This is a genomic window from Burkholderia sp. BCC0044 (assembly GCF_902832955.1).
Taxonomy (GTDB): domain Bacteria; phylum Pseudomonadota; class Gammaproteobacteria; order Burkholderiales; family Burkholderiaceae; genus Burkholderia.
Map to the genome: position 1 here is coordinate 418,724 of NZ_CADFDO010000004.1, position 19,704 is coordinate 438,427.

Here is a 19,704-nt window from a genome sequence, read left to right on the forward strand (position 1 = left end):
TCCGGGAATCGTGGGGTGAGGGAAGGGCCGCGTCAGCGCGCAGCCGTCGGCGGCGCGCTGTCGCGCCAGCGGCGCATCAGGCCGTTCGACGGCACGGTGACGTCGAGCAGCTTGCGGGCCGTGTCGACGCCCGCGACCGGCAGGCCGGCCGCATCGAGCAGGCCGATCTGCACGAGCACGCTCGCCTGATCCCAGTAGATGTGCTCGTGATAGAGCTTGTCGCCGCGAAACTTGACGATCGCGACGAGCGGAATCTCGACGCGCTTGCCGGTCGGCGCGACGCCCGGCAGCATCCAGTCGATCTCGGTGGTGTGCGTGAAGCAGAACAGCAGTTCGTCGACGATCTGGCTCGCGCCGATCGTGCGCGAGATCGGCGTGATCGTCGTGTCGGGCGGGTTCGCATGCACGAAGTGATGCGTGTAGAAGCGCTTCAGTTCGTCGTGGCCGACGCCGCCCGTCAGCGTCGGAATATGGTTGACGTACGGCTCGGCGACCATCGTGGCCATCGTCGCGTCGACGTTGCGCGTGTCGAACTCGTGCTGCAGATGCGTTTCCCACAGCGCGGACAGGTCGTAGTGCGGGCCGAGCGCGGCGCGGAACGCGGCGATCGCGCGCTGGTGGGCCATGACCGCGGCGGCTTGGTCGTAATGATCGCCGCCGGCGCGGGCGAACGCGTGATCGACGCCGGGGTAGACGTACACTTCGACGCCGTCGCGGCCGGACAGCGCATCCGCGATGCGCTGCTGCGCATCGGGCGGGCAGAAGCGGTCCTGCGCCGCGATCTGCAGCACGAGCCGCCCGTGCAGGTGCGCGGCTTCGTCCAGCGCGTGCTCGATGCCCACGCCGTAGTAACTGACCGCCGCGGCCACGCCCGGCAGCCGGCACGCGGCGAGATACGCGAGCTTGCCGCCGAGGCAGTAGCCGAGCACGCCGGCCTCGCCCGTGCATTCCGGCCGCTGGCGCAGCACCTCCAGCGCGGCGCCGATATCCTCGACGCCCTTGTTTTCGTCGTATTCGCGATAAAGGGCCATCGCGCGCTCGAAGTCGGCCGCCGTGTACCCGAGCTCGATACCCGGCGACTGGCGCCAGAACAGGTCCGGCACGAGCACCGTATAGCCTTCCTCGGCGTAGTAGTCGGCCACGTCGCGCATCGTCGCGTTCGCGCCGAAGATCTCGTGACAGAGCACGATGCCCGGCCCCGTGCCGCGGGCCGGCGTGCTCAGGTACGCGCGGAACGCGCCGCCGTCCGGTGATGGAATCTCGATGTGACGTCCGTTCATGCGTCCCTCCATGCGGTTGGTTTCGGTGACGGGCCCAGTATTGGCGGCCGAAATGGGCGTTTCTATCCGCTTTCTTCGGCCGGTATCCGCGAATTCCGGAAACCTGCGGCAGCGGCCGCCGCGGGCCGGCGGGCCGGGGCCGACTGCGGGTATGTGCGGATGCGGACAGCCCGCACAGTTTTCTACGATGCGCGAACGGTCCGCTTCTTGCGTGGCTTGCGCGGGACTTGCGTGTTTCGCAGGACGGACTGTCCGGATACTCCGGCCGCTGTCCGGATCGTGCGAACCATTCCCCGATAGCGGGAATGCATGCACGGCGCGAGTGCGATCGAGCACGACGGGAGAACTTCGATGGCGCAATTTTCCGAAACCGGCTGGCTGGCCGATGCCGCCTGTTTCAATCACGACACGCTGATGCTGGAGTCGAACGACGTCGACGAGGTGCGTGCGCGCGTGGCGGACGTATTCAAGCCGCACCGGCTCACGCCGACCGGCGAATCGCGCGCGCTGCACAGCTGTATGCACCACGCACGCTGGGGCAACCTGTCGTTGAACCTGCTCGATTACGGCGGCGGCGTCAGCATCGAGCCGGGGCCGCTCGAACATTTCTTCCTGCTGCAGATTCCGCTGCGCGGCGACGCCGAGATCGAATGCGGCGCGACGCGCTTCGTGTCGTCGCCGGGCACCGCGTCGCTGATTTCGCCGACGCTGCCGCTGAAGATGCGCTGGGGCGACGCGTGCCCGCAGGCGATCCTGCGCATCGAGCGCGAAGTAATGGAACGCCACGCGCAGCGGCATTTCGGCGACGACCGGCGCGCGAGCGTCGAATTCGAACCGGAGTTCGACCTGTCGTCGCCGCAGGGCACCTGTCTCGCGCAATTGCTGCCGGTGCTCGCCGGCGCGATCGCGACGGACGCGCATCCGCTGCGTCATCCGCTCGCGTTCGAGCAGCTCGAATCGACGCTGCTGAACCTGCTGCTGTACGGCCACCCGAACACCGCGCGCAACGGCACACGTTCCGCGCCGGCACCGCTCGCGCCGTTCTACGTGCGGCGCGTCGAGGAATACATTCGCGCGCATCTCGACGAGCCGCTGACGATCGAACGGCTCGCCGAACTCGCCGGCGTCAGCCCGAGCACGCTGTTCGCCGGCTTTCGCAATCGCCACGGGATCACGCCGATGGGCTTCGTGCGACAGTTGCGGCTGCAACATGTGCGCGACGAACTGCTGGCCGACGACACGCCGGGGCTCGCGTCGGTCACCGACGTCGCGCTGAAATGGGGGTTCGCGCACCTCGGCCGGTTTGCGATCGAGTACAAGCGCGCGTTCGGCGAATCGCCGTCGGCGACGCTCAGGATGCGGCGCGCGCGGGGGTGAACGCAACGGCGGGAACCGTGTCCCGCCGTTGCGATGGTCGGTGCGGCCGGGCGTGCCGGAGGTGGACGCCCGGCGGATCGTCTACGTCACCGTGCCTTTCTTCAGATCCTCGATACACGGAATCCCGGCGCGCCGTTTCGGCCGCAGGAATTTCGGCACCGCGGGTGCCTGGCCGACGCCTGCGTGGCTTTGGTCGGTCTTGGGCTTCAACGCGGCCCGCTTGACCTTGTGCGGAATCCGGCAGCCGCCGGCCGGCAGGTCGCCGTACGGATCCTCGTCGGCCGCCGCCGCGGGGGCCGCCGGCATCGCCGGGGCGGCCGATGCGACCAGCATCGGGGCGAACGGCAACGCATGCAGCCGCTCGCCGGTCAGGACGAACGCGCCGTTGGCCACCGCCGGCGCGATCGGCGGCACGCCGGCGTCGCTCAACCCGGTCGGCTGCGCGTCCGACGGCACGAAGAAGACATCGACCGGCGGCGCGTCCTGCATGCGCACGGGCGGATAGTCGGCGAAACCGGCGTTGCGCACCGCGCCGTGGTCGACGTCGATCGCGAAGCCCGGCTTCGTCGTCGCGAGGCCGAACAGCGCGCCGCCCTGGATCTGCGCTTCCGCGCCGGTCGGGTTGACGATGCGGCCCGCGTACACGCCTGCCGTCACGCGATGCACGCGCGGCTGCTGCGCGTCGATCGACACGTCGGTCACGTACGCGACGACCGAGCCGGCCGTTTCGTGCATCGCGACGCCCCACGCGTGCCCGGCCGGCAGCGTGCGCGTGCCGTAGCCGGACTTGTCGACGGCCAGCGCGAGCGCCTGGCGATGGGGCGCGTGCTCGGGGCCGGCCAGCCGCGCCATCCGGTAGGCGACCGGGTCCTGACGCGCCGCGTGCGCGAGTTCGTCGACCAGCGTTTCCATCACGAACGCCGTATGCGTATGGCCGCCCGAACGCCACGACTGGACCGGCACGTCGGCGTCGGTCTGATGGACGGAGACCTGCATCGGGAAACCGTACGGGCTGTTCGCGACGCCTTCGGTCAGGCTGGGATCGGTGCCGCGCTTGAGCATCGTCGTGCGCTCGAGCGGCGAGCCCTTCAGCACCGACTGGCCGACGACGACGTGCTGCCAGTCGCGCACGGCGCCGCTGCCGTCGACGCCGATGTCGACGCGATGCAGCACCATCGGGCGGTAGTAGCCGCCGCGCAGATCGTCCTCGCGCGTCCAGATCGTCTTGACCGGGCCGAGGTGGCCGGCCGCGAGATACGCGGCGGACACGCGGGCGGCTTCGACCACGTAGTCCGACGTGGGCGTCGAGCGCCGGCCGTAGTCGCCGCCCGACGTCAGCGTGAAGATCTGGACTTTCTCCGGCGCGACGCCGAGCGCCTTCGCGACCGCCGCGCGGTCGGTCGTCTGCAGCGACGAGCCGCCCCAGATCTTGATCCCGCACGCGCAGTTCGCCGGCCCGACGTCGACCGTGCAGCTGAGCGGCTCCATCGCCGCGTGCGCGAGATACGGAAATTCGTAATCCTTCTCGATTCGCGTGGCCGCCGGCGGCGCGCTGCCGGCGTCGGCCGTGCGCACCACGGTCCCCGGCGTGCCGGCGAGCTGCTTGTACGCGTGCATCTGCTCGGCGGACGTGACGGTCGAGCCGGCGTCCTGCCACGTGATCTTCAGCGCATCGCGGCCGAGCTTGGCCGGCCAGTAGCCGTTCGCGATCACGGCCACGCCGGTGCCGCCGCGATCGGTCGGAATCTCGACGACCTCGACCACGCCCTTGACGGCCCGGGCCGCCGCCGCGTCGTAGCTCGCGACCTTGCCGCCGAAGCGCGGCGGGCGCGCGACCACGGCCACCATCGTGTCGGGCAAACGCCAGTCCATCCCGTACTTGAGCGTGCCGTCGAGCATCGCGCGCGCGTCGACGCGCGGGGTCGGCTTGCCGATGATGCGGAACTGGTCCGGCGACTTCAACGGCACCCGCTGCGGTACCGGCATCGCCATCGCGGCCGGTGCGAGCTCGCCGTAGGTCGCGCGGTAGCTGCCGGACGTCACGACGCCATTCGCGGTCCGGCACGTGGCCGGATCGACGTTCCAGCGCTGCGCGGCCGCGGCGACGAGCATCGCGCGGGCGGATGCGCCGAGTTCGCGGTATTGCGCGAACGAGTGATTGACCGACGTCGAGCCGGCCGTCATCTGGATGCCCGTCACCGGATCCTTGTACGGCTCGCCGGCCGGCGCGAGCACGGTGCGCACGTTGCGCCAGTCGGCGTCGAGCTCGTCGGCCAGCGCCATCGGCAACGCGGTGCTGACGCCCTGGCCGGATTCGGTGCGGTTGACGGCAACGGTCACGGTGTTGTCGGGGGCAATGATCAGGAATGCTTGCGGTGGCGAAGACGGAAGGGCCTTCCCGGCTTCGGCCGCGGCCCGGGTCGGCGCGATGCCCAGCGCCAGGCAGCCGCTTGCGGCCATCGTCAGCTTCAGGAAGCCGCGCCGGCCGAGCCTCGGGGAACCTGTTCCGGCGACCGGCGAAGCGTCGGAGTGGGGGGTGTCGGTGCTCGCCGGACGCCCGGCAGTGCGAATACGCATGGTCAATGTCTCCCGGCAGGCTCAGGCAAGCGCGCTGGCCGCATCGTGAATCGCGGCGCGGATGCGCTGGTAGGTCGCGCAACGGCACAGGTTGCCGGTCATCGCGCGGTCGATGTCGGCATCGGTCGGCGCCTTGTTGCTCCGCAGCAGGCCGGCCGCGCTCATCATCTGGCCGCTCTGGCAGTAGCCGCATTGCGCGACGTCGTGCCGGATCCACGCGTCGAGGACGGCCTTGCCGACCGCGTCGTCGGCGAGATGCTCGGACGTCGTGATGCGCGCGCTCCCCACCGCCGACAGCGCCAGCGTGCAGCTTCGGGCCGCCCGGCCGTCGACGTGAACGGTGCAGGCGCCGCAGTCGCCGGTGCCGCAGCCGAACTTGGTGCCGGTCAGCCCGAGGTTGTCGCGCAGCACCCAGAGCACCGGTGTCGACGGATCGGCGTCGATCTCGGCCGGCCGGTTGTTGATGTTCAACGTCACCATCGTGAAGTTCTCCCTTGGACACCTCGTTATCGCCCGCGAAACAGAAAGACAATGCGGCGGATCTGAATCAATTAAAGCAGATCCGCTAAAGAAGCTGCATCGGGGAATTCGAATTTTTTGCCTTTCTTAATGATTTTCGCGATTTACTTAAAGAGAATCATTTTCATCTCGAGGGTAAATGAGTAAATGAGAATGAAAGAATATTGAGTTTTGCCAAAAAATTATCCGGCCCATGGAAAACGTTTGCGAGTCGAGCCTATATTTGACTCGCGATCACACCTGGAGACATGTGGATCGGACGGCAGGCACTGCCGAACGGGTAGGCGGGGCAACGGCGGTACGGTTATCCGACCGGACCGGTCCGGCGTTTGATCGTCGGGCGGAAGGCCCCGTGCGTGCGGGATTTCGGCGGGGAGGCGGTGTTGGCCTGCAGGGACGGACGGGGATCGACTGTGCTCCCCCGGGCAGTGCTTCCGGCTATATGAAAACAACTGTTTCTGATTAGCGAAAAATTTACCGGGTGATGAAGGGGGCTTAAAAGTAAAATATGCCGATTCAATAATTCTCGTCGATTCATTCTCACTGGTTTTTAATCAAGCCAATCGCTTCGGATTGGTGGCGGGGCGTGTTTTTTCCAAAAAACATCGAATAACGAATTCCGGTATTTGCCTTCGGTATTTTAAATGCGTCGAGGCAATACCCCGGTGTCGTCGATTCTCTTATGGGAAGGTGTGATTATGCGTATGCGCATGGGCCCGAACAAAAAGCGCGCGGAAGCACGTCCGAAATTCCTCGTCCCGACCGGCATGCTGGTCGCGCTGGTCGGCGCCGGGATCGTCCCCGTCGACGCCCTGGCCGCCTGCACTGGAACGACGACCGTCAGTTGTACCGGAGCCACCACCTCCTATTCGAACGGCACCAACAATCTCAACCTGACCGTTGCGCCGCTCGCGACCGTATCCGTGGTGCCGTTGCTCGGCGGCACCGCGCTGTCGCTGACCGGCAGCGGCGTCACGCTGACCAACAACGGCAGGATCGACCCCGCGCTGTCCGGGTTGAGCCTCGTGTCGAACGGCACGGTGGTCGGCAATGTCGGGTCGGCGAGCACCGTCAACGTCACGAACACCAGTTCGGGCGTGATGATGGGGTCGACGAGCTCGCTGCTCAACGGGCCGGCGTTGACGGTAAACAACGGCACGGGCGGCACGACGAACATCACGAATGCCGGCACGATCGGTACGACCGGCCTGCTGGGCTTCAGCGCGGGGCCCACCGCGCAGGTCGTGACCACGTCGGGCGGCGCGCAGGTCAACTTCACCAACGCGAGCGGCGGCGCGATCAACGGTTCGGTCGTGCTCGCGCCCAGCGGGACGCCGGGCGCCGGGAACACGTTCACCAACGCCGGCACCGTCACGGGCAACGTGTCGCTCGGCGCGGCCCTCGGCACGTCGAACACATTCAATGCGCTGACCGGTTCGTCGGTCGGGCTCGGCGTCGATGCCGGCCTGGGCGGCAACAACACGCTGAACCTGCAACTGAACACGGCCGGCGGCGCGACGAACGGCGCCATCGCGGTCGATACGTTCGGCAATTTCAACAACCTCGCGGTGCAGGGCGGCACGTGGGACATCACCGGCGCATCGACCGCGACGAACGCGTCGCTGACCGGCGGCACCGCGATCGTCCACGGCGCCGGTGCGCTGGGCACCGGCACGATCGTCGCCGGCGGCGGCACGCTGGAAGCCGGCGCGGCCGGCGTGAACCTCCTCAACAACGTGGCGCTCGGCACGAGCCTGACCGTCGACGGCGCGAACGGGCTCGCGTTGTCCGGCGCGATCGCCGGCGGCGGTGCACTGAACGCGATCGGCACCGGCACGCTGGCGCTGAACGGCGCCAATTCGTTCACGGGCGGAACGAATCTGACGGGCGGCGGCGGGCTCGTCGTCGGCACCGGCACGGCGCTCGGCACGGGCGCGCTGAACGTGAGCGGCGCGGGCGGCACGCTCGGCGCGAGCGTCGGCGGCACGCTGCTCGGCAATGCGGTGAATATCGACACCGGCGTGACGCTGGGCCTGGACGGTTCGGCCAACCTCGGCCTGGGCGGCACGATCGCAGGCAATGGCGGCCTCGCGCAAACCGGCGCGGGGACGACGACGCTGCTCGGCGTGAACACGTTCTCGGGCGGCACGGCGCTGAGCGGCGGCGGGCTGATCGCCGGCAACGGCGCGGCGCTCGGCACCGGCGCGCTGCATGTGACCGGCGCGGGCGGCGCGTTGTCGACGAACGTGGGCGGCACGCTGCTCGGCAATGCGGTGAATCTCGATGCAGGGGCCACGCTGGGCCTGAACGGCGCGGCCGGCCTCAGCCTCGGCGGCGCGATCGCCGGTAACGGCGGTCTCGCGCAAAGCGGCACGGGCACGACGACGCTGCTCGGCGTGAACACGTTCTCGGGCGGCACCGCGCTGAGCGGCGGCGGGTTGATCGCCGGCAGTGGCGCAGCGCTCGGCACGGGGGCATTGAACGTATCCGGCGCGGGCGGCACGCTCGCGACGAGCGTCGGCGGCACGCTGCTCGGCAATGCAGTGAACCTCGGTGCGGGCGCGACGCTCGGCCTGAACGGCGCGGCCGACCTGAGCCTCGGCGGCGTGATCGGCGGGAGCGGCCACCTGGCGCAAAGCGGCGGCGGCACGACGACGCTGCTCGGCGCGAACACGTTTACGGGCGGCACGGCGCTGAGCGGCGGCGGGCTGATCGCCGGCAACGGCGCGGCACTCGGCACGGGCGCGCTGAACGTATCCGGCACGGGCGGCACGCTCGCGACGAACGTCGCCGGCACCGTGCTCGGCAATGCAGTGAACCTGGGCGCGGGCGCGACGCTCGGCCTGAACGGCGCCGCCGATCTCGGCCTGAACGGCGCGATCTCGGGCGCGGGCGGCCTCGCGCTCGGCGGCACCGGCGCGACGACGCTGTCCGGCGCGAACACGTTCACGGGCGGCGCGAGCCTCACGGGCGGCGGCAGCCTGATCGTCGGCGGCGCCACGGCGCTCGGCGTGGGCGGCGCGTTGAACGTGAGCGGCCTCGGCGGTTCGCTGAGCGCGGATCTGGCTGCCGGCGCGGCGCTCGCGAACGGCATCAATTTGAACGGCGCATCGCTGACGCTGAACGGCGCGAACGACCTCGGCCTGAGCGGCGCGATCGGCGGCAGCGGCGGTCTCGTGCTGAGCGGCACGGGGACGACGACGCTGTCCGGCGCGAACACCTTCGGCGGCGGCACGACGCTGAGCGCCGGCACGCTGCTCGCCGGCAGCAATACGGCGCTCGGCAGCGGCGCGCTAAACGTCGCCGGTGCGGGCGGTGCGCTCGGCGCGAGCGTGAACGGCACCGCGCTGGGCAACGCGGTAAACCTCGGCGCGGGCGCGACGCTGTCCCTGACCGGCACGCACGATCTCGGCCTGAACGGCGTGATCGCCGGGAACGGCGGTCTCGCGCAACTCGGCTCGGGCATCACGACGTTGACCGGCGCGAACACGTTCTCGGGCGGCACGACGCTGAGTGGCGGCGGCATCCTCGCCGGCAACGGCGCCGCACTGGGCACGGGCGCGCTGAACGTGACCGGCGCGGGCGGCTCGCTCGGCACGACCGTCGGCGGCACGGTGCTCGGCAACGCGATCCAGCTCGGCGCGGGCGCGGCCCTGACGGTTGGCGGTGCGAACGATCTCGGGCTGGGCGGGATCATTTCGGGAGCCGGCGGCCTGTCCGTGAGCGGCCCGGGCACGACGACGCTCACCGCGGCCGAGACGTTCACCGGCGGCACCACGATCGGCAGCGGCACGCTCGCGATCGGCGCGGGCGGCAGTCTCGCCGCGTCGAGCCCCGTCAACCTGACCGGCGCTGGCGCGCAGTTCAACATCAGCGGGGCGACCACGCCGCAGTCGATCGGCACATTGTCGGGGGTCGCAGGTTCGACGATCGATCTCGGTGCGAACCACCTGACGCTGGCGGGCAGCGGCAGCGGCGTGTTCGCGGGCAACATCGGCGGGGCGGGCGGGCTGACGCTCGCCGGCACCGGCTCGCAGGCACTCACCGGCAACAACACGTATGCGGGCGGCACCGCGCTGACGGGCGGCAGCCTGGTGGTCGGCAGCGGCGCGGCGCTCGGCCTCGGCGCACTCGACGTCAACGGCTCGGCGTCGCTCGGCGCGAGCGTGCCCGGCGTGACGCTCGGCAACGCGGTCAATCTCGGGGCCGGCGTCACGCTGGGGCTGAACGGCACGAACGATCTCGGCCTGAGCGGCACGATCGCCGGCAACGGCAGCCTCGCGCAAACCGGCACCGGCACGACGACGCTGCTCGGTGCGAACACGTTCTCGGGCGGCACCACGCTGAGCGGCGGCGGGCTGATCGCCGGCAACGGCGCGGCGCTCGGCACGGGCGCGCTGAGCGTCGCGGGCGCGGGCGGCACGCTGGCCACGAACGTCGCCGGCACGGTGCTCGGCAACGCGGTGAACCTCGGCGCGGGCGCGACGCTGGGCCTGAACGGCGCGGCCGACCTGAGCCTGGGCGGCGTGATTTCCGGCAACGGCGGCCTTGCGCAAACCGGTAGCGGCACGACGACGCTGCTCGGTGCGAACACGTTCTCGGGCGGCACGACGCTGAGCGGCGGCGGCTTGATCGCCGGCAACGGCGCGGCGCTCGGCACGGGTGCGTTGAACGTCGCCGGCGCGGGCGGCTCGCTCGGCACGAGCGTCGGCGGCACGGTGCTCGGCAACGCGGTGAATCTCGGCGCGGGCGCGACGCTGACGGTCGGCGGCGCGAACAACCTGGGCCTCGGCGGCGCGATTTCGGGCGGCGGCAATCTCGCGGTGAACGGCCCGTCGATCACGACGCTCACCGGCGCCGGTTCGTACACCGGCAGCACGACGATCGGCAACGGCAGCACGCTCGCGGTGGGCGCGGGCGGCAGCCTGTCCGGCGGCAGCCTGTTCGATCTGGCCGGCGCGGGCGCGACGCTCGACCTGAGCGCGGCCACGTCGCCGCAGGCGACGGGCGGCCTCGGCGGCACCGCCGGCTCGGCGGTGAACCTCGGCGGCAACACGCTGACGCTCGGCGGTGCCGGTAACGGCACGTTCGGCGGCACGATCGGCGGCGCGGGCGGGTTGACGTTGTCCGGCACCGGCACGGAGACGCTGTCCGGCGCGAACACGTACACCGGCGGCACGACGATCAACAGCGGCACGCTGGCGATCGGCGCGGGCGGCAGCCTCGCCGCGGGCGGCGCGGTGAATCTGGGCGGGGCCGGCGCGACGTTCGACCTGAGCGGCGCCGCGCTGCCGCAGGCGATCGGCACGCTGTCGGGCGTGGCCGGTTCGACGGTGAACCTCGGCGGCAACGGCCTGACGCTCGGCGGCGCCGGCAGCGGCACGTTCGGCGGCACGCTCGCGGGCGCGGGCGGCAGCCTGACGCTGGCGGGTACAGGCACCGAAACGCTGAACGGAGCCAACACGTACACGGGCGGCACGAACCTGACCGGCGGCGGCACGCTGATCGCCGGCAACGGCGCGGCGCTCGGCACCGGCGCGCTGAACGTCGGCGGCGCGGGCGGCACGCTGGCCGCGAGCGTCGGCGGCACGACGCTGAACAACGCGGTGAATCTCGGCACCGGTTCGGCGCTGACGCTCGGCGGCGCGAACGACCTCGGCCTCGGCGGCATCATCGCCGGCGGCGGCAGTCTCGCGCAAACCGGCAGCGCAACGACCGCGCTCACCGGCGCGAACACCTACACGGGCGGCACGACGCTGAGTGCCGGCGGCCTGTCGGTCGGCAGCAACACGGCGCTCGGCACGGGCACGCTCAGCGTCACCGGCAGCGGCGGCGCGCTCAACGCGAGCACGGCGAACCTGCTGCTGGCGAACGCCGTCGATCTGGGTGCGGGCTCGGCGCTCAATCTCGGCGGCGCGTTCGACTTCGGCCTGAACGGCATGATTTCCGGCGCAGGCGGCGTGGTGCACGGCGGCTCGGGCACGACCACGCTCGGCGGCGCGAACACCTATAGCGGCGGGACGACGTTGAGCAGCGGCGGACTGAGCGTCGGCAGCAATACGGCGCTCGGTTCGGGCGCATTGAACGTGACCGGCAACGGCACGCTGAACGCGAGCGTCAGCGGCACGACGCTCGGCAACGCGGTCACGCTCGGCGCGGGCGCGACGCTCGGGCTGAACGGCGCGAACGATCTCGGGCTGAGCGGCACGATTTCCGGCAGCGGCGGCCTCGCGCAGACCGGCGCGGGCACCACGACGCTCACCGGCACGAACACCTACGACGGCGGCACCACGTTGAGCGGCGGCGGGCTCATTGCCGGCAACGGCAGCGCGCTGGGTTCCGGCGCGCTGAACGTGACCGGCGCGGGCGGCTCGCTCGGCACGAACGTCGGCGGCACGACGCTCGGCAATGCGGTGAATCTCGGCGCAGGCTCGACGCTGACCGTTGGCGGTGCGAACGATCTCGGGCTGAGCGGCGGGATTTCGGGCAGCGGCGGCCTGTCGGTCAGCGGCCCGTCGACGACGACGCTCACGGGCGTGAACACCTACACCGGCAATACGACGATCGGCGGCGGCAGCACGCTGGCGGTCGGCGCGGGCGGCAGCCTGTCGGCGGGCAGCGCGCTCGATCTCGCGGGCAGCGGCGCGGCGCTCGACATCAGCGCGGCCACCACGCCGCAAACGAGCGGGATGCTGTCCGGCGTGGCGGGCACGAACGTGAATCTCGGCGGCAACACGCTGACGCTGGCCGGCGCCGGCAACGGCAGCTATGCGGGGACGATCGGCGGCACGGGCGGGCTGACGATGGCCGGCACGGGAACGGAAACGCTGACCGGCGCGAACACGTACACCGGCGCGACGACGATCAACAGCGGCACGCTGGCGATCGGCGCGGGCGGCAGCCTGGCCGCGAGCAGCCCGGTGAATCTGGCCGGCGCGGGCGCGACCTTCGACGTCAGCGGCGCGACCACGCCGCAGACGACGGGCACGCTGTCCGGCGTGGCCGGTTCGACGGTGAACCTCGGCGGCAACAACCTGACGCTCGGCGGGTCGGGCAGCGGCACGTACGGCGGCACGATCGCCGGCGCGGGCGGCAGCCTCACGTTGTCGGGCACGGGTACCGAAACGCTGACCGGCAACAACACGTACACGGGCGGCACGACCCTCACGGGCGGCGGTACGTTGCTCGCGGGCAGCGGCTCGGCGCTCGGCACGGGCGCGCTGAACACGAGCGGCGCAGGCGGCACGCTCGGCACGAGCGTGGCCGGCACGACGCTGACCAACGCGATCAATCTCGGTTCGGGCTCGACGCTGACGGTCGGCGGCGCGAACAACCTCGGCCTCGGCGGCGCGATCAGCGGCAGCGGCAACCTGGCGGTGAACGGTCCGTCGACGACGACGCTCACCGGCGCCGGCACGTACACCGGCAACACGACGATCGGCGGCGGCAGCACGCTGGCGGTCGGCGCGGGCGGCAGCCTGTCGTCGGGCAGCGCGATCGACCTGGCCGGCGCGGGCTCGACGCTGGACGTGAGCGCGGCCACGTCGCCGCAGACGAGCGGCACGCTGTCGGGCGCAGCCGGTTCGGCGGTGAACCTCGGCGGCAACACGCTGACGCTCGGCGGGTCGGGCAGCGGCACCTTCGGCGGAACGGTCGGCGGCACGGGCGGCCTGACGCTGTCGGGCACCGGCACGGAAACGTTGACCGGCACCAACACGTACACGGGCGCGACGACGATCAACAGCGGCACGCTGGCAATCGGCGCGGGCGGCAGCCTCGCCGCGAGCAGCTCGGTGAATCTGGCCGGTGCGGGCGCAACGTTCGACGTCAGCGGCGCGACCACGCCGCAGACGACCGGCACGCTGTCCGGCGTGGCCGGTTCGACGGTGAACCTCGGCGGCAACAACCTGACGCTCGGCGGCACGGGCAACGGCACGTACGGCGGCACGATCGCCGGCGCGGGCGGCAGCCTCACGTTGTCGGGCAGCGGCACCGAAACGCTGACCGGCAACAACACGTACACGGGCGGCACGACCCTGAGCGGCGGCGGCACGCTGATCGCGGGCAGCGGCTCGGCGCTCGGCACCGGCGCGCTGAACACGAGCGGCGCAGGCGGCACGCTGGCCGCGAGCACGCCGGGCACGACGCTGGGCAACGCGGTGAACCTCGGCGGCGGTTCGACGCTGACGGTCGGCGGGGCGAACGATCTCGGCCTTGGCGGCGCGATCGGCGGCAGCGGCAATCTCGCGGTGAACGGTCCGTCGACGACGACGCTGTCGGGCGCGAACACCTACACCGGCAGCACGACGATCGGCGGCGGCAGCACGCTGGCGGTCGGCGCGGGCGGCAACCTGTCGTCGGGCAGCGCGATCGACCTGTCGGGCACCGGCGCGACGCTCGACCTGAGCGCGGCCACGTCGCCGCAGACGAGCGGCGCGCTGTCCGGCGGCACGGGCACGAACGTCAACCTGGGCGGCAATACGCTCACGCTCGGCGGCGCCGGCAGCGGCACGTACGGCGGCGTGATCGGCGGCACGGGCGGCTTGACGCTGTCGGGCACCGGCACCGAAACGCTGACGGGCACGAACACGTACACCGGCGCGACGACGATCAACAGCGGCACGCTGGCGATCGGCGGCAACGGCAGCCTGTCGTCGAGCAGCCCGGTCAGCCTGACGGGGTCCGGCGCGACGCTCGACCTGAGCGGCGCGTCGTCGCCGCAATCGACGGGCGCGATCTCGGGCGTGGCCGGTTCGACGGTGAACCTGGGCAACAACAACCTGACGCTCGGCGGGTCGGCCAGCGGCAGCTACGCGGGCAACATCGCCGGCACGGGCGGCGTGACGATGAACGGCACGGGCACCGAAACGCTGACCGGCGCGAATTCCTACACGGGCGCCACCACGATCAACAGCGGCACGCTGGCGATCGGCGCGGGCGGCAGCCTGTCGGGGACGACGCCGGTGAGCCTGACGGGTGCGGGCGCAACCTTCGACCTGAGCGGCGCGACCACGCCGCAGACGACGGGCACGCTGTCCGGCGTCGCCGGTTCGACGGTGAACCTGGGCGGCAACAACCTGACGCTGGGCGGGTCGGGCAGCGGCACGTACGACGGCACGATCGCCGGTGCAGGCGGCAGCCTGACGCTGGGCGGGACGGGCACCGAAACGCTGACCGGCAACAACACGTACACGGGCGGCACGAGCCTGACCGGCGGCGGCACGTTGATCGCGGGCAACGGTTCGGCACTGGGCACGGGCGCGCTGAACACGAGCGGCGCGGGCGGCACGCTCGGCACCAGCGTGGCCGGCACGGCGCTCGGCAACGCGGTGAACCTGGGGGCGGGGTCGACGCTGACGGTTGGGGGTGCGAACAATCTGGGCCTCGGCGGCGCGATCTCTGGTAGCGGCAATCTGGCGGTGAGCGGCCCGTCGACGACGACGCTCACCGGCGTTGGCTCATACACCGGCAACACGACGATCGGCAACGGCAGCACGCTGGCGGTCGGCGCGGGCGGCAGCCTGTCGGGCGGCAGCGCGGTCGATCTGGCCGGTGCAGGCGCGACGCTCGATGTGAGCGCGGCCACGTCGCCGCAGTCGACGGGCGCGTTGTCGGGCGTGGCGGGTTCGACGGTGAACCTCGGCGGCAATGCGCTGACGCTCGGCGGGTCGGGCAGCGGCACCTTCGGCGGCACGATCGCCGGCACGGGCGGCAGCCTGACGCTGGGCGGGACGGGCACCGAAACGCTGACCGGCACGAACACGTACACGGGCGGCACGACCCTGAGCGGCGGTGGCACGCTGCTCGCGGGCAATGGGTCGGCGCTCGGCACCGGTGCGTTGAACACCAGCGGCGCGGGCGGCTCGCTCGGCACCAGCGTGGCCGGCACCACGCTGACCAACGCGATCAACCTCGGCGCCGGGTCCACGCTGACAGTTGGAGGTGCGAACAATCTCGGCCTGGGCGGCGCGATCGGCGGCGGCGGCAATCTCGCGGTGAACGGCCCGTCGACGACGACCCTCAGCGGCACCGGCTCGTACACGGGCAACACGACGATCGGCACCGGCAGCACGCTGGCGGTCGGCGCGGGCGGCAGCCTGTCGGCGGGCAGCGCGCTCGATCTGTCGGGTACGGGCGCCACGCTCGACTTGAGCGCCGCGACGACGCCTCAGACCACGGGCGCGCTGTCCGGCGTATCGGGTTCGGCGGTGAACCTCGGCGGCAACACGCTGACGCTCGGCGGGCCGGGCAGCGGCACCTTCGGCGGGACGGTCGGCGGCACGGGCGGGTTGACGTTGTCGGGCACCGGTACCGAAACGCTGACCGGCGCGAACACGTACACCGGCGCGACGACGATCAACAGCGGCACGCTGGCGATCGGCGCGGGCGGCAGCCTGTCCGGCAGCAGCCCGCTGAACCTGACCGGTGCGGGTGCAACGTTCGACGTCAGCGCGGCGACCACGCCGCAAACGACGACCGCGCTGTCGGGCGTCGCAGGTTCGACGGTGAACCTTGGCGGCAATGCGCTGACGCTCGGCGGCTCGGGCAGCGGCACGTTCGGCGGCACGATCGCCGGTACGGGCGGCAGCCTCACGTTGTCGGGCACGGGCACCGAAACGCTGACGGGCGCGAACACGTACACGGGCGGCACGAACCTGACCGGCGGCGGCACGCTGGTCGCCGGCAGCAACACGGCGCTCGGCGCCGGCGCGCTGAACACCGGCGGCGCGGGCGGCACGCTGGCCGCGGGCGCGCCGGGGACGACGCTGACCAACGCGGTGAACCTCGGCAGCGGTACGACGCTGACGGTGGGCGGCGCCAACAGCCTCGGCCTGAGCGGCGCGATCTCGGGCAGCGGCACGCTCGCACTCAGCGGCCCCGCGACGACGACGCTTTCCGGCGCCAACACGTACACCGGCGGCACCAGCGTGACGGGCGGCGGCACGCTGATCGCCGGCGCGCCGACCGCACTCGGCAGCGGCACGCTGAGCGTCGGCGGCAATGGCGGCACGCTCGGCACCAGCGTCGCGGGCACGACGCTCGGCAACGCGGTGAATCTCGGCACGGGTTCGACGCTGACGGTCGGCGGCGCCAACAACCTCGGCCTGAGCGGCCCGATCTCGGGCGGCGGCAACCTGGCGGTCAGCGGCCCGTCGACGACGACCCTCAGCGGTGCGAACGCGTACACCGGCGGCACGACGATCGGCAACGGCAGCACGCTGGCGGTCGGCGGCAACGGCGGCCTGTCGGCGGGCAGCGCGCTGACGCTGGCCGGCAACGGCGCGACGCTCGACGTCAGCGGCACGACGACGCCGCAGACCGCCAGCGCGCTGTCGGGCGCGGCCGGTTCGACCGTGAATCTCGGCGGCAACACGCTGACCGTGGCCGGCCCGACGGGCGGTTCGTTCGGCGGCACGATCGCGGGTGCCGGCGGCTTCGCGGTGCAGGGCGGCGGCACGCAGACGCTGACCGGCGCGAACACGTACACCGGCGGCACGACGGTCGGCAGCGGCAGCACGCTCGCGCTCGCCGGCGCAGGCAGCCTCGCGCCGACGAGCCCGGTGATTCTCGCGGGCAGCGGCGCGACGCTGAACCTGGCGGCGTCGGCCGCACCGCAGTCGATCGGCACGCTGTCGGGCACGACGGGTTCGAACGTGAACCTCGGCGCGACGCCGCTGACGGTCAATACCGCGGGCACCAGCTCGTTCGCGGGCACGCTGTCGGGTACCGGCCCGCTGACGCTGGCCGGCACGGGCGCGCAGGTGCTGAGCGGCACGAACACGCTGTCCGGGCCGACGACCGTGACCGGCGGCACGCTCGCCGTCACCGGTTCGCTGGCCAGCTCGCCGGTGACCGTCGGCAGCGGCGCGACCGTCACCGGGACGGGCACGATCGGCGGCCTGCTCGTGTCGGGCGGCGGCACCGCATCGGTCCTTCAGCTCGGGCAGCCGCTGAAGGTCGCCGGTAACGCGACCTTCCAGCCGGGTTCGACGCTGCAGGTCGGCGCCACGCCGCAACAGAGCGGCGGCCTCGACGTGGCCGGCTCCGCCACCCTCAACGGTGGGTCGGTACAGGTCGTCGCGGCGACCGGGCAATACCAGCCGGGCAAGCTCTACACCATCGTGAATGCCGGCGCGGGCGTGCAGGGGCAGTTCAGCGCGGTGAACTCGACGTATGCGTTCCTCACGCCGACGCTCACGTACAACCCGGCGCAGGTGCTGATGTCGCTGACGCCGAACGGCACGCCGTTCGCGTCGGTTGCGACGACGCCCGACGGGCAAGCGGTGGCGGGCGCGGTCGGCACGCTCGGCGCCGGCAACCCGCTGTTCGATACGGTGCTGACGTCGGATGCGCCGACCGCCAGCCGCGCCTTCACGCAACTGGCCGGCGATCTGTATCCGAGTACGCGCAGCGTGCTGCTGTCGGATAGCCGCTACGTGCGCGACGCGGTGCTCGATCGCGCGCGGCTCGGTTCGCAGCCGGGCGGGGCGCTGTGCGGATGCGAGGCGCCGGTGTCGGCGGACGATCACGCGGCGGCGCTCGACCGGCGCATGGCCGCGGAGAATGGCTGCACGCCGGCCAAGTCGTACAAGCCCGCGGTGTGGGGCCGGCTGTACGGTTCGCATAGCCGGTTCAACGGCGACGGCGTCGCGTCGATCGATCGCAACCTGTATGGCTTCATCGTCGGTACGGATGCGGAGGTCAGCAGCCACTGGCGCGTCGGTATCGCGGGCGGCGCGTCGCGCAGCCAGCTCAATACCGACCAGAACGAATCGGCAAAGGTCAACGGCGGGACGATCGCGCTGTACGCCAGCGGCCGATACGACGCGTGGAACGTGCGCGGCGGCGTGTCGCAGTCGTGGTACCGCGTGCATAGCGAGCGCAATCCGTCGTTCGGCAGCTTCGCCGATCACGACACCGCGAGCTACGACGCGAACGCGACGCAGGTGTTCACGGAGATCGGCTACTCGACGGCCATTCGCAACGTCGCGGTCGAGCCGTTCGTCGGCCTCGCGTTCGCGAGCCTGCACACCGGCGGCTTCAAGGAGAACGGCGGCGCGGCTGCGCTGCAGGGCGATTCCGACACGACCGGCCTCGGCTTCTCGACGCTCGGCGTGCGGGCCTCGACCGACGTCGCGGTCACGACGAAGGGCAAGGTCACGACCTTCGGCACGATCGGCTGGCGGCATGCGTTCGGCAATACGCAACCGGGTTCGACGCTGTCGTTCGCGAGCGGCGGCGCGCCGTTCAGCGTGGTCGGCGTGCCGATCGCGCGCGATGCGGCCGTGCTCGAGGTCGGTGTCGATGCGGCCGTGACGAAGAACCTGTCGCTCGGTTTGTCGTATAGCGGCCAGCTCGGCGGTCACGTCAGCGATCACGCGCTGTACGGCAATCTGTTGTGGAAGTTCTAAAGGGAGGCGGCGGCCGCTTGCGATGAAGTTGTCGTGAGCGGCCGATCGTTTGTCGGCGATCGATGGTTCGGTGGTGGCTGGTTTTCATATTCGCATCGCAGAAATTTCGTGATGCAAATCAATTTTCAGGAAGTGCGTCACGTGGTGTCGGGTGTCCCGTTGCATCGGCCTGTTGGAACCTGTTTCAACGCCTTGACGTATCGGGCAATCCGCGAACGATTCGTGTCGCCTTCGGGCGGCAGGGTCCACGCGTCATCGCTCGAGCTGTTCCGCGGTTGTCCAACCGAAATGAGGGTATTCATGAAAACGAAAACGAACGTGAAATTGACAGGCATCGCCTTGTCGGTCGCGGCTTTGTTCAGCCTGGCCGCCACTGCGTCTCAGGCGGTGGTCGTGACTGCCGTGCCGGGAAGTCTCAGCAATACCGACGGCTTCATCGTCACAGGCGGATCGTCGGGGGCCGGGCAACTCGTCGGCACCGTGACGGGATGGGGGAATGGGGTGGTGACGGTCGGCAGCCCCAACGCAGGCGGTGTCTC

6 protein-coding genes are annotated in these 19,704 nt (G+C 71.2%); 3 read left to right on the top strand and 3 right to left on the bottom strand.

Going from position 1 to position 19,704, the window contains the following annotated elements; all coding sequences use genetic code 11:
- Positions 1 to 32: 32 nt before the first annotated feature.
- Complete coding sequence (locus HWX14_RS24675; protein WP_175884976.1) at positions 33 to 1,280, bottom strand: dienelactone hydrolase family protein; 1,248 nt, start codon at positions 1,278 to 1,280, stop codon at positions 33 to 35.
- A gap of 351 nt (positions 1,281 to 1,631) precedes the next feature.
- On the opposite strand from HWX14_RS24675, the gene HWX14_RS24680 reads away from it, so the two are divergent.
- Positions 1,632 to 2,657, top strand: a complete 1,026-nt coding sequence (locus HWX14_RS24680) for an AraC family transcriptional regulator (protein ID WP_175884977.1) — start codon at positions 1,632 to 1,634, stop codon at positions 2,655 to 2,657.
- Between the two features lie 81 nt (positions 2,658 to 2,738).
- Here the strand turns inward: HWX14_RS24680 and HWX14_RS24685 are convergent, their stop codons facing one another.
- Positions 2,739 to 5,234: a xanthine dehydrogenase family protein molybdopterin-binding subunit gene (locus HWX14_RS24685; RefSeq protein WP_175884978.1), complete on the bottom strand. Its 2,496-nt coding sequence runs from the start codon at positions 5,232 to 5,234 to the stop codon at positions 2,739 to 2,741.
- Positions 5,235 to 5,255: 21 nt separating this feature from the next.
- The gene (locus tag HWX14_RS24690) at positions 5,256 to 5,714 is read right to left on the bottom strand and encodes a (2Fe-2S)-binding protein (protein WP_175884979.1); all 459 of its coding nucleotides are present in this window, start codon (positions 5,712 to 5,714) and stop codon (positions 5,256 to 5,258) included.
- Between the two features lie 737 nt (positions 5,715 to 6,451).
- Here HWX14_RS24690 and HWX14_RS24695 point away from each other — a divergent pair.
- Both HWX14_RS24695 and HWX14_RS36605 read left to right on the top strand, forming a co-directional pair.
- Positions 6,452 to 19,165 (top strand): autotransporter-associated beta strand repeat-containing protein, encoded by a 12,714-nt coding sequence (locus tag HWX14_RS24695; RefSeq protein ID WP_175884980.1) that lies wholly within the window; start codon positions 6,452 to 6,454, stop codon positions 19,163 to 19,165.
- Between the two features lie 33 nt (positions 19,166 to 19,198).
- A partial coding sequence (locus tag HWX14_RS36605) for a hypothetical protein (RefSeq protein WP_244130325.1) occupies positions 19,199 to 19,704 on the top strand: 506 nt, incomplete at its 3' end.

Coding starts and splice junctions, on each gene's coding strand:
- HWX14_RS24695 (WP_175884980.1), top strand. CDS start 6,452: ATGCGTATGCGCATGGGCCCGAACAAAAAGCGCGCGGAAGCACGTCCG.
- HWX14_RS24680 (WP_175884977.1), top strand. CDS start 1,632: ATGGCGCAATTTTCCGAAACCGGCTGGCTGGCCGATGCCGCCTGTTTC.
- HWX14_RS24690 (WP_175884979.1), bottom strand. CDS start 5,714: ATGGTGACGTTGAACATCAACAACCGGCCGGCCGAGATCGACGCCGAT.
- HWX14_RS24675 (WP_175884976.1), bottom strand. CDS start 1,280: ATGAACGGACGTCACATCGAGATTCCATCACCGGACGGCGGCGCGTTC.
- HWX14_RS24685 (WP_175884978.1), bottom strand. CDS start 5,234: ATGCGTATTCGCACTGCCGGGCGTCCGGCGAGCACCGACACCCCCCAC.